The sequence below is a fragment of the Azohydromonas caseinilytica genome (assembly GCF_012927045.1).
Lineage (GTDB): Bacteria > Pseudomonadota > Gammaproteobacteria > Burkholderiales > Burkholderiaceae_C > Azohydromonas > Azohydromonas caseinilytica.
Genome location: NZ_JABBFW010000024.1, coordinates 1 through 11,891 on the forward strand (window position 1 = coordinate 1; position 11,891 = coordinate 11,891).

Genomic DNA, 11,891 nt, shown 5'->3' on the forward strand with positions numbered 1-11,891 from the left:
AGCATCACGCCCGAGGCCGGCTACAGCGGCGCGCTCACGCTGAGCTACGGCGTGAGCGACGGCACCGACGTCACCGAGCTCACGCTGGGCACGGAGCTCGCGCCCAACCCGCATCCGGAGCTGTTCGCCTTCTAAGCCGGCGCGCCGGGCCTTGCAGCCCGGCGCGCCGTTATGCCAGCAGCGGCCCATATGCTCTGCTGGTCAAGAAAGCGGACGTGCAACGGCGGCACGATCTGAAGCACGGCGGGAAAGAGGTTGCTGACCTGACAGGCAGAGCCTGGCCAATGCCGCGCCAAGTCGCGCTGCCCGGATGACCACCGGCATGCCCGCAGGGCTGCAGCCGGTGCGTCCGGATCAGGCTGCGACCAGGGCTGCAGCGGCGGGGCCGTTTTCCGTGCTGAACCACCTGTCCTTGTGGGCCGGACTTGCTGGTGCCGATGCCCCGTTGCTGGAACGAGGCTGCTCCTCATGGCCTTCAAGCCGGAAGGTACCGACTGCCAAGGCCAGGCGCTGCGACTGCTCACGCAGGCTTTCAGCGGCTGCGGCCGACTGCTCCACCATGGCGGCGTTCTGCTGGGTCATCCGGTCGAGGCTTTGCACGGACTGGTCTACCTGGGAAATGCCCGAAGACTGGCTTTGCGTGGCCGCACTGATTTCGGCAATGACCTCGGTGGCGCGCTGCACGCCCGCGACGATCTCCTGCATCGCGCCACCGGCCTCTTCGACCAGGCGCGTACCGCCGCTGACCTTTTCGGTGGAGGCGTCGATGAGCGTCTTGATCTCCTTGGCGGCCTCCGCCGAGCGCCTGGCCAGAGCGCGCACCTCGCCGGCCACGACGGCGAAGCCCCGGCCCTGTTCACCGGCGCGAGCTGCTTCCACCGCAGCGTTCAGGGCAAGGATGTTGGTCTGGAACGCGATGCCGTCGATGACGGCAATGATTTCACCGATGCGCTGCGACGCACCGTTGATGTCGCCCATGCTGGCCATGACCTGCTTGACGATCTCGCCGCCACGCTGTGCGGAGCGCGCTGCATCGCCGGCGAGCTGATCCGCCGTGCGTGCGGCCTGGGCCGTCTGCACCACCGAGCCGGTCAGTTGCGACATCGACGATGCCGTGTGCTGCAGATCGGCCGAGGTCTTCTCGGTGCGCGAGCTCAAGTCCTGGCTGCCCGCGGCAATCTCGTTGGAGGCCACGGCAATGGTGTTGGTGGCTTCGCGGATGGTGCCGACCGTGTCATGCAGCCGCGCCGCCATGACGGACACGGCATCGTGCAGCGAGCCGGGCACGACCGGACCGTGCGCCGTGTCGGGATGCAGGTCGCCGTCGGCCACGCGCTGCACGAAGCGCCGCAATCTCAGCGGCTCATCGCCGAGCTCGCGCCACACCGAGGACACGATCAGCCTGGAGGCGACTCCGAGGACCAGCAGCACGAGCAGCCCCGTCCCCAGGCTCACCCAGCTGTTGGTGTGCACGCCGGCCACGGCATCTTCCTGTGCGGCATTCACTGCCGCTTCAGCCTCGGTCTTCTGCGCCGCCAGGCGCTTGTTGAATTCGGCTTGGCCAGCCTGCATGCGTGGAACGAGCTCGGCGGCAGGACCACCGGTGAGCATGGCATGCGTGGCGTCGACGGCAGCCCGCTGGTAGGTTTCGAAGGCCTGGCCCAGCGCCTGAGCCTGATCGGCCTTGCCTGTCAGCGCAGCCGCCTCCTGTACCGATTCATGCACGATGGCGATGGCCGGGCCGACGTCTGCAAGCTTGGAGTCGTCCCCTTCACTGGCCGCGGCCTGCAGCGTCAGGCGAAACTGCTCGGCTCCCTGCGTAATGCGACCCACCTTTGCCAGATACGGATAGTCCACGGTACGCAGCTGTTCCATGCGTTCGGAGGTCCGCGTTCCCACCAGGTAACTCGTGCCCAAACCGACGACAAAGACGGCCGCAGAGCTCACAGGCAGCATCCAAATCTTGGTGCGGAAATTCATGTGTCATGCTCCTTCACCAGTTCCGCTTTCACCGCAGTACGGCGCTCATAGGATCGCGAATTTCTGGTGATTGCTGTTCAGGGTGATACCAACCGAAGACGATGCGAGCATGGGGCCACATTCGGCGTACCGGATGGATTGAACGTCGACCGCCAACGCAAAATCTTTAAATCCAAATACCTTGAGGCACTGCTGATTACATGCGCGCAAAGGCCTTGACAATCTAATTGTAACGATTGCCTCCATTGCGGTTTCAAGCTCGTGTAATGCGGTGAAATGCAACGAAACCCGGTGAAATCATTCTCGGCTTAAGTTTTGCGCCCGCCTTTCCATGAAATCTGGTCGGTCCATCGAGACGGCTCGGTAAGGCCACTGCAAGCGTTGCGCTGAGAGCGAAAATCATTGTCGTAGGCGTGAAAACTTCACGATTGCTCATTCGATTTGCCAAGCGTGTGGCAGTAAGCGTCCGCCTGATATGGATATTGTCAGGAATTTGTGCTCAAGCGCCATGGAAGTATCCGGCAATAACTGCTGTGCCGCAGCGGAAGATGTGGGCTGTCTCAGCCGAATTTGTCTGAATGCCTGAGCGGAAAGCTTGGCGGTGCGCCAGCATAAGCAAAGCAATGCGTCGATGTGGAACTCACGTCAATATGGCTGGGCATGACGAGGCCGAACGTCCGGATCGCCGTACACGAGTGCCCAGCGTACGGGACGCCCAAGCGCGGAGACCGCTATTTCCTGAGTTTCGTGAACAACGACATCGGTCCGTGGCACGCGCGCCATGAACCGGGTTGTGCGCGTCAAGTACCGTAGCGCGCCTCCAGCAGGTCGATCTCGTGCAGCAGCCGACGGCGCGCCAGCTCCGCCAGCCCCATCTCGCGGCCGCAGCGCTCGATGGCCTCGCGCTCGGCGCGCAGCGCCACCAGCCGCAGCCGCTGTTCGATCTCCTCGACCTGCCCGCGCTGCCCGGCGTCTTCCGGGTCGCCGCGCAGGCTGTCCATGCGCAGCTGGTAGTGCATCACCATCCGGGCCGCGGCCTCGGCGGCGACGCCGGGGTCGGCCAGCCCCGCGGCCACCTCGGGTTGCGCCGCCTCGATGGCCTGCACGGCGGCGCGCAACGCCGCGCGGCGCACCCGGTCTTCGAGCGCGCGCTCCGACGTGTCGGGCGGCAGCTCCAGCCCGCGCAGCAGGCGCGGCAGCGCCGAAGTGGCCAGCAGCAGGGACAGCAAGATCACGCCGGCAGCCATCGCGATGGCCAAGTCGCGCCCGGGAAAGGGCGCGCCGCCGGGCAGCGCCAGCGGCAGCGTCAGCACGCCGGCCAGCGTGACGGCGCCGCGCACGCCCGCCAGCGACACTACCAGCAGCAGCCGGACGCCGATGGGGGCGGCCTCCTCGCCGCGCCGCCGGGCGCGCCAGCTCTGGGCCTGCAGCGACACCCATACCCAGGCCAGCCGCAGCGCCGCCAGGCCGACCACGATGGCCACCACGTACAGCAGCAGCCACGCCGCCGCCACGTGCCCGGTGTCGTGCACCGTGCGCCCGGCGGCCGTGACGATGGGCGGCAGCTGCTGGCCCAGCAGCACGAAGATGCTGCCGTTGGCCACCAGCTGCACCATGTCCCATACGGCAGTGCGCTGCACCCGGGTGCTGCCGTGCCCGTGCGGCTGGCTCACGAAGCTCATGGTGATGCCGGCCGCCACGGCCGCCAGCACGCCCGAGGCGTGCAGCTCCTCCGCCAGCAGGTAGGCGCCGAAGGGAATGAGCAGCGTCACCAGCACGTAGTTGCCGGCGTCGGGGCCGATCCAGTGGGTGGCGCGCCGTTCGGCCCGGCTCACGCCCCAGGCCAGCGCCGCGCCCACGGCCACGCCGCCCAGGGCCAGCCAGGCGAAGCTCAGCAGCGCCTGCCCCAGCGAGAAACTGCCGGTCAGCGTCGCGGCCACGGCGAAGCGCATGCACACCAGGCCCGAGGCGTCGTTGAGCAGCGACTCGCCTTCGAGGATGTGCATGACGCGCGGTGGCACCGGCGTGCGCGCCGCCACCGACGACACCGCGATGGGGTCGGTGGGCGAGATGACGGCGGCCAGCGCAAAGGCCACCGACAACGGCATGGCCGGCAGCAGCCAGTGGATGAACAGCCCCATGCCCAGCACCGTGAACAGCACCAGGCCCAGCGCCAGGCGCAGCACCGTGGCGGCGTCGCGGAACAGCTCGTCCTTGGGAATGCGCCAGCCGTCCAGGAACAGCAGCGGCGGCAGGAACAGCAGGAAGAACTTCTCCGGGTCCAGCGCGATGGCCGGCAGCCCCAGGAAGCCGATGGCCGCGCCCAGCGCGATCTGCACCAGCGGCGCCGGCCAGCCCGTGGCGCGCGCGACCGGGCTGCTGACGCTGACCGCCAGCAGCATGGACAACACGATGGCGATGGCTCCCAAGTTCGATGCCCGAAGCGTGTGTCAGCGAACCTCGCGCGCCGCGTAGGGCTGCGTGTCCAGTCCCTGCAGGTCGCGCTGCCGCTCGATGAGCCCGGGTTGCGGCTGCCCGGAGCTCAGCCGCCGCAGCGCCACGGGCGAGGACTTGAACTGTGTTTGCTGGCTCACCGGGTCGCGGGCATAGGTGGTGTGCTGGTTGGCGGCCTGGTGCCCGCGGCCGAAGTGGAAGGGAATGAACAGCTCACCCGGCCGCACGGTGTCCACCACCAGCGCCGGCCCTTCCCAGCGCCCGCGCGCCGAGCTCACCTCCACCCAGTCGCCCAGGGCGATGTCCAGCCGCTTGGCATCGTCGGGATGAATTTCGACGTAGGCGCCGGGCACGAGCCGGTTCAGGGCCTCGGAGCGCCCGAGACGGCCGACGTTCACCGGGTGGTTCACATCGCCGCGCACGCCATCGCACTGGAGATTCATGTCCTGTCGGGGTTGCATGCGCTGGTCCTTTGCCGCCGCGGAAGGCAGCCTGGATGGCACTGGCAAGGCCCATTCCAGGGAAATCGAGGTCCTGGCCGGCACGCAATCGCCGCGAGGGCCGGCGGTAGGCACTCCTGCGGCCGATGTCGCGCACGACGCTGCGGCACCGCGATTGCCGCGACGCCGCATGAGGGTGTGCACCGGCCCAGGGCCGCACGCCGCGCCACCCGCGATGGGGACCACTGCAAGAGACTGCCATGCAAGCCAAGCTCATCAACGAAGGGCCCGAGCGCACTTTCGCGCTCGTCTTCGAACATGGCGACGAGGTCGTCTCCCTGCTGGAGCGGTTTGCCGCCGAGCAGGGGCTGGAGGCCAGCCGCATCACGGCCATCGGGGCGTTCGAGCGCGCCACGCTGGGCTACTTCGACTGGGAGCGCAAGGACTATGAGCGCATCCCGGTGCAGGAGCAGGTCGAGGTGCTGTCCCTGGTGGGCGACGTGGCGCTCGACGCGGGGCAGCCCAAGCTGCATGCCCATGTGGTGCTGGGCCGCCGCGACGGCAGCACGGTCGGCGGCCACCTGCTCGAAGCCCGCGTCAGGCCGACGCTGGAGGTGCTGGTGATCGACTCCCCGTCGTACCTGCGGCGCGTGCGTGACCCCGAAAGCGGCCTGGCGTTGATCCGCCCCGACGAGTGAGCGCTTTGGGCGCGTGATTCCCGCAGCACTGGAGGCCGCGCGCCCATGGGCGACCCGCTGCGCCACACTGGTGTCGCCCAACTCGGCGGCAGCCCTCGGCGCCGCTACTACTGGGGCCGCGACCTGGCGCGCGCCGTGGCGGTGGAAGACCTGCGGGCGATGACGCACCGGCGGATGCCGCGCTTCGTGCTGGAGTACCTGGAGGGCGGGGCCGAGGAGGAGGCCAGCCTCGCACGCGACCGCGGTGCCTACGGCCACTGGCGCTTCATGCCCCGGCAACTGGTGGACGTGTCGCAGCGCACGCTGGCCACGGCACTTCTCGGACGCGAAGCCTCGATGCCGCTCGTCGTCGCGCCCACCGGCCTCAACGGCTTGTTCCGCCACCATGCCGACACCCTGCTGGCGCAGGCCGCCGCCGCGTGCGGCGTGCCCTTCGTGCAGAGCACGATGTCCAACGACCCGATGGAAGAGGTGGCGCGCGTGCCGGGCCTGCGCCACTGGTGGCAGCTCTACGTCTTCGGCGGCGACGAGGTGTGGCAGGAGCTGCTGCGGCGTGCCGACGCGGCCGGCTGCGAGGCCCTGGTGCTGACCACCAACGCCCAGATCTTCGGCAACCGGGAGTGGTCCTCCCGCACCCAGGCGACCAAGACCCGGCTGTCGCTGCCCAGCGCCATCGACGCCGCCCTGCATCCGCGCTGGCTCGCCTCCACGCTGCTGGCGCACGGCATGCCCGCGTTTCGCAACGTCGTGGACTTCGTGCCCAAGGACCGGCGCGGCTTCTTTGAAACCGCGTTCTGGATTCGCGAGCACCAGCCGACCTCGCTGTCGTGGCCCACGGTCGAGCGCATCCGGCAGCGCTGGCGCAAGCCCTTCCTGCTCAAGGGACTGCTGCACCCGGACGATGTACGGCGCGCGCTGGATGCGGGCGTGGACGGCATCGTGCTCAGTACGCACGGCGGCCGGCAACTGGACTGGACGGTGGCGGCGCTGGACGTGCTGCCCGAGGCCCGCGCCATCGTGGATCGGCAGCGCGTGGCGCTCTACGTCTCGGGCGGGCTGCGCCGCGGCACCGACCTGCTCAAGGCGCTGGCCCTGGGCGCCGATGCGGTGCTGGCCGGCCGCGCCGTCCTCTATGGCCTGTGCGCAGGTGGCGCGGCCGGTGCGCAGCGCGCACTGCAGATCCTGCACAAGGAGGCATTGGACGCGATGGGACTGCTGGGGGTGAACTCGGTTCGCGAGCTGGGGCCTGGCTATCTGCGCGCCATGGACGATCCAGGCCCGCGCGAAACCGCTGTGCTTGGCGGCATCCGCCCGGCCTCCACATCGTCGAGCCCCGGTTTCAGGCGCTGACAGCCGTGGCGGCCTGGCGGCCGGACACTGCTCAGCCCTGCTGGCCTCCGCGCTGGCTGCCCTGGTCGTTGCCCTGGCGTTCGGTCGTCGGGGCGCCTGTCGGGTCGCCGGTGGGCCCGGTGCGCGTCATGCCGGGCGGGTGCTGCCCCTGGCCGGTGGACTGGCTCTGCTGCTTGTCCTGTGTCCCGCTGGTCTTTTGATCCCGTTGCTGCTGGTTGCTGCTCATGTTGGCTTCCTGAATGAGGTTGCAGGGACAAGCAAGCAGCAATGGGCATACCGCCGAGCGGCGCGCAAGTGCGTAGGCGCAACGGCACGCGGGGTGCTCTTGTGCGGGCCACGCCTGCTGCTGGGTGCAGGCGTGTGCGCCGACCTGCTGCCGTGAAGTCGAGGAACCGTCCATGAACTATGGCGATGTCGAGGAATCCGTCCAGCGTGCCGTCGAGTGGCTGCGCCTGCTGGTGGAGACGCTGGGTGCGGTGGTCATCGCCGCGGGCATCGTGGTGGCGGTCTTCGGCCTGGTGAGGCACGCGCTCAACGCCCGCGGCACGAGCTTCACGCCCATCCGCCTGGCGTTCGCGCGCTACCTCACGCTGGCGCTGGAGCTGCAGCTCGCCGCCGACATCCTGTCCACCTCGGTGGCGCCGACCTGGGAGCGCATCGGCAAGCTCGCGGCCATTGCCATCATCCGTACCGCGCTCAACTACTTCCTGAGCCGTGAGATGAGGGATGAGCAGGCCAGCGAAGAGCCGGCGCTGCGCGGGCGCGCCACCGTGCCCGACGCGCCCGCGGGGCCGGGCCGTGGCCACTGAGCGCTTGCCGCGGCGCGGCTACAAGCGGTCCAGCCGCCCGCCGTCCACGCGCAGCGCCGCACCCTGCACGAAGACGGCCTCGTCCGATGCGAGGAAGGCCACGGCGGCGGCAATGTCCTGCGGACGCCCCACGTCGGCCAGGCTGACGGTCTCGATGCCCGACTTCAGGTTCGGGTTGGCCCACAGCATCGGCGTGTCCACGGCGCCGGGCAGGACGGCGTTGGCGCGGATGCCCCTGGCCTTGCCCTCGATGGAGGTCGAGCGCGTGAGCGAGAGCAACGCCGCCTTGGCCGCCGCGTAGGAGGCCACCAGCGGCGTGGTTTCCTCGGCATGGATGCTCGACACGTTGACGATCGCGCCGCCCGGGCGCATGTGCGCGAAGGCCTGGCGCGTGAAGAAGAAGGCGCCCATGAGGTCCACGCGCAGCACGCGCATCCAGTCGTCGGCCGTGTGCTCCTGCAGCGGCTTGAACACCATCAGACCGGCGTTGTTGACCACCACGTCCAGCCGTCCCCAGCGCTGCAGCGCCGCCTGCACGGCGGCGGTCACCTGGTCTTCCTGTGCCACGTCGCAGGCCTGGGCCAGCGCGTCGGGCACGCCGTCGCCGAGCAGCTGCTGCACGGCAGCCTCGGCCTTGCCGGCATCCAGGTCGGCGACCAGCACGCGCGCGCCATCCCGGCCCAGGCGCTGGGCCACGGCCAGGCCGATGCCGCTGGCCGCGCCGGTGACGATGGCAACCTTGTCCTGGAAGCGCATGTTCAGCCTCCTTGCAGGTTGTGCGGCTCGGTGGGCGTGCGGGCCAAGCCGGCCGGCGCCCCGGTGCGCTGGCCGGTGGCGCAGAACTCCGCGTAGCGCTGCGGCCGCACCACGGGCACTTGCAGGCACACGCTCTGTGTCGGCAGCACCTCGCGCCAGTCGGCGATGAGCTTCCGGTAGGCCTGGCCGACGGGCCGGATCTTGCGGTCCAGGTCGTACAGACCCAGCGCATTGACGCGGCCGTTGAGCTCGCGCAGCGCCGTGTCCCAGTCCACCTGGTCGGTGAGCGAATACCAGGTGAAGCCCAGGATGGGCACGCCGTTGTTGCGCAGCCGCAGCACGTTGGCCCACTCCTTCCACAGCCAGTACACGGCCTCGTCGCCGCCGGGGCCCTGGGCAATGTTGGTTTCGGTGTGCATGACCGGCAGGCGGTAGCGCTCGTAGTACTGCCGGGTGAGTTCGTCGTAGCCGAACACCTCGCCGGCCGCGGCGGTGCGGCCGTCTTCCCACACCCGGTGCTCGTTGGTGACGTAGTAGTCGTTGCCCATGATGCAGTGGTGCTTCAGGCGCTGGCCCAGGAAGAAGTGGTATTCCTCGCGCGTCATGCCGTTGTCCAGCAGGTACTCGTACATCTCGGAGTCCACGCGCCGGCCGTAGTTGAGGTCCAGCGACAGGAAGCGCCGGGCATTGAGCACTTCCGCCGGGCCGATGGCCCGCGGGTTGTCGGCATGGAAGTACTCGGACGACTCGCTCTGGATGAACAGGGCGTCGGGGCGTACGCCAAGGATGGCGCGCATGGCCAGCACGTTGGCCTTGACGATGTGCTTGAGCGCCGTGACGAAGCCGCGATCGCTGCGCAGCTGCTCGTTCCACCAGCCATAGGAAGCGGAAAACAGGGCGCAGACGAACATCTCGTTGACCGGCGTGTAAAGCTGCACCCACGGAAAGCGCTGGGCGAAGGCGCCCGCATAGCCGGCGAACAGCGCGGGGAGATCGGGGTTCTGGAAATCGCCGATCCAGTCCGGCACGCCGAAATGGCACAGGTCCACGATGGGCACGATGTCGCGCGCCGCCAGGTCGCCGAAGGTGGTGTCGGCGAAGGACCAGTCGTAGTGCCCGGCACCGAGCCAGGTGCGGTGGATGGGCGGCCCGTAGCGCAGGAACCACAGTCCCAGCTCCTGGACACGGTCGAAGTCCTCCTTCCAGCGTGCGTAGTGACGGCACGCATCCATCTCGTCCCGCCGCGTGCGGCCACCCTTGATGGTCGGGCACGAGTTCTCGATGCCGGTGGCAAACATGAAGGCTGGTCTCACGACGGCTTCTTTCCTCGACGATGCGGGCACGGGGCCATGCCCGGGTGCGGGCAAGGAAGGGGCCCGGGCCAGGCGCAGCAAGGCCCGTCCGTCCGCCTTCAAGCGCGTCCTGCCTGCCGCGTTTAAGCCTTCCCTAAGCTCACCGGCACCGCGCTTGCCGCGACGCCGGTGTCATCGAACAAAGCGATGAGGTGCCTTGCCTGCTGGAGGTCCCTGCCAAGCCGGCCTCGTGCCTGCCTCGGCGCATGGCTTGCCGGCCCTGTCGCTGTCCGACATCCAAAGGGGCCATGCCATGACCACGACCGTCAGTGACCAAGTCCTGCAGCGCCTGCACGAATGGGGCGTGCGCCGCATTTACGGCTACCCCGGCGACGGCATCAACGGCCTGCTGGGCGCGCTGGACCGCTGCAGCGACCGCATCGAGTTCATCCAGGCCCGCCACGAGGAGCTGGCGGCCTTCATGGCCACGGCGCATGCCAAGTTCACGGGCGAGGTGGGCGTGTGCCTGGCGACCTCGGGGCCCGGCGCGATCCACCTGCTCAACGGCCTGTACGACGCCAAGGCCGACCACCAGCCGGTAGTGGCGATCGTGGGGCAGCAGGCGCGCGCCGCGCTGGGCGGCGACTACCAGCAGGAGGTGGATCTGCTGAGCCTGTTCAAGGACGTGGCCCACGAGTACGTGCACATGGCTGTCGTGCCGGCGCAGATCCGCCACCTGGTGGACCGCGCCATGCGCATCGCGCGCGACCAGCGCACCGTCACCTGCGTCATCCTGCCCAACGACCTGCAGGAACTGAAAGCCGAGCCCGAACCGCCGCGCGAGCACGGCACCATCCACTCCGGCATCGGGCTCACGGCCAAGCGCGTGCTGCCGGCGCAGGCCGACCTGCAGGCCGCGGCCGACCTGCTCAACGCCGGCCAGCGCGTGGCGATCCTGGCCGGCGCCGGCGCGCTGCACGCCACCGACGAGCTCATCGCCGTGGCCGAGACGCTGGGTGCCGGCATCGCCAAGGCGCTGCTGGGCAAGATGGCCGTGCCCGACGATCTGCCCTTCGTCACCGGCTCCATCGGGCTGCTGGGCACGGTGCCGAGCTGGGACATGATGAGCGGCTGCGACACGCTGCTGATGGTGGGGTCGAGCTTCCCGTACTCGGAGTTCCTGCCCAAGGAGGGCCAGGCGCGCGGGGTGCAGATCGACGCCGACGGCCGCAAGCTCTCGCTGCGCTACCCGATGGAGATCAACCTCGTGGGCGACAGCCGGCTCACGCTGCAGGCGCTGCTGCCGCTGCTGCAGCCCAAGGCCGACCGCGCCTGGCGCGACAAGATCGAGGCCGGCGTGCGCCAGTGGTGGCAGGTGCTGGAGCAGCGCGCCATGAACGAGGCCAAGCCCATCAACCCGCAGCGCGTGTTCTGGGAGCTCTCGCCGCGGCTGCCCGACAACGCCATCCTCACCTGCGACTCCGGCACCAGCGCCGCCTGGTACGCGCGCGACATCAAGGCCCGGCGCGGCATGATGGGCTCGCTCTCCGGTGGCCTGGCCACCATGTGCCCGGCCGTGCCCTATGCCACCGCCGCCAAGTTCGCCTACCCGGACCGCCCGGTGGTGGCGCTGGTGGGCGACGGCGCGATGCAGATGCTGGGCCTCAACGCGCTGGTGACCATCGCGCACCAATGGCGGCGCTGGAGCGACCCGCGGCTGGTGGTCATGGTGCTGCACAACGGCGACCTCAACATGGTGACCTGGGAGGAGCGCGTGGGCGCGGGCGACCCGAAGTTCGAGGACTCGCAGGCGCTGCCCGCCTTCCCCTTCGCCCAGTACGCGCAGCTGCTGGGGCTGCACGGGCTGCGCGTGGACCACCCGGACGCCATTGCCGGTGCCTGGGAGCAGGCGCTCTCGGCCGACCGGCCCGTGCTGCTGGAGATGGTGACCGACGCCAACGTGCCGCCGCTGCCGCCGCACGTGACCTGGAAGCAGGCCCGCCACTACGCCAAGGCGATGCTGCAGGGCGACCCCGAGGCGCTGCAGGTCGTCATGGCCAGCATGCGCGAGGCCTGGGACGGTCTCACGGCCGGGCGCGGCTGAGGCTCTAT

10 protein-coding genes are annotated in these 11,891 nt (G+C 69.3%); 4 read left to right on the forward strand and 6 right to left on the reverse strand.

What is annotated here, in order from left to right; genetic code table 11:
* Positions 1-354 precede the first annotated feature (354 nt).
* The 3 genes from HHL10_RS23245 to HHL10_RS23255 form a co-directional block, all read right to left on the reverse strand.
* Positions 355-1,980, reverse strand: a complete 1,626-nt coding sequence (locus tag HHL10_RS23245) for a methyl-accepting chemotaxis protein (RefSeq protein ID WP_169162796.1) — start codon at positions 1,978-1,980, stop codon at positions 355-357.
* 800 nt (positions 1,981-2,780) lie between these two features.
* On the reverse strand, positions 2,781-4,409 hold the full coding sequence (locus tag HHL10_RS23250; protein WP_169162797.1) for a Na+/H+ antiporter: 1,629 nt from the start codon (positions 4,407-4,409) through the stop codon (positions 2,781-2,783).
* A 21-nt stretch (positions 4,410-4,430) separates the two neighbouring features.
* A complete protein-coding gene (locus HHL10_RS23255) occupies positions 4,431-4,895 on the reverse strand; it encodes a molybdopterin dinucleotide binding domain-containing protein (protein WP_169162798.1) in 465 nt (154 codons plus the stop codon).
* Between the two features lie 239 nt (positions 4,896-5,134).
* Here HHL10_RS23255 and HHL10_RS23260 point away from each other — a divergent pair, with 239 nt between their 5' ends.
* Positions 5,135-5,572 (forward strand): PPC domain-containing DNA-binding protein, encoded by a 438-nt coding sequence (locus HHL10_RS23260; protein WP_169162799.1) that lies wholly within the window; start codon positions 5,135-5,137, stop codon positions 5,570-5,572.
* Positions 5,573-5,617: 45 nt separating this feature from the next.
* Positions 5,618-6,922, forward strand: a complete 1,305-nt coding sequence (locus HHL10_RS23265; RefSeq protein ID WP_169162800.1) for an alpha-hydroxy acid oxidase — start codon at positions 5,618-5,620, stop codon at positions 6,920-6,922.
* 31 nt (positions 6,923-6,953) lie between these two features.
* Here the strand turns inward: HHL10_RS23265 and HHL10_RS23270 are convergent, their stop codons facing one another.
* Positions 6,954-7,148 (reverse strand): hypothetical protein, encoded by a 195-nt coding sequence (locus tag HHL10_RS23270; protein ID WP_169162801.1) that lies wholly within the window; start codon positions 7,146-7,148, stop codon positions 6,954-6,956.
* Between the two features lie 172 nt (positions 7,149-7,320).
* Here HHL10_RS23270 and HHL10_RS23275 point away from each other — a divergent pair, with 172 nt between their 5' ends.
* Complete coding sequence (locus HHL10_RS23275; RefSeq protein ID WP_169162802.1) at positions 7,321-7,731, forward strand: DUF1622 domain-containing protein; 411 nt, start codon at positions 7,321-7,323, stop codon at positions 7,729-7,731.
* 18 nt (positions 7,732-7,749) lie between these two features.
* Here HHL10_RS23275 and HHL10_RS23280 read toward each other — a convergent pair whose 3' ends face one another.
* Positions 7,750-8,487, reverse strand: a complete 738-nt coding sequence (locus HHL10_RS23280) for an SDR family NAD(P)-dependent oxidoreductase (RefSeq protein WP_169162803.1) — start codon at positions 8,485-8,487, stop codon at positions 7,750-7,752.
* A gap of 2 nt (positions 8,488-8,489) precedes the next feature.
* On the reverse strand, positions 8,490-9,800 hold the full coding sequence (locus tag HHL10_RS23285; protein ID WP_310734663.1) for a family 1 glycosylhydrolase: 1,311 nt from the start codon (positions 9,798-9,800) through the stop codon (positions 8,490-8,492).
* Between the two features lie 292 nt (positions 9,801-10,092).
* Between HHL10_RS23285 and HHL10_RS23290 the strand changes: the two genes are divergently transcribed.
* Positions 10,093-11,883 carry a thiamine pyrophosphate-requiring protein gene (locus HHL10_RS23290; protein ID WP_169162804.1) on the forward strand — a complete coding sequence of 597 codons (1,791 nt, stop codon included), beginning with the start codon at positions 10,093-10,095 and terminating at the stop codon, positions 11,881-11,883.
* Positions 11,884-11,891 lie beyond the last annotated feature (8 nt).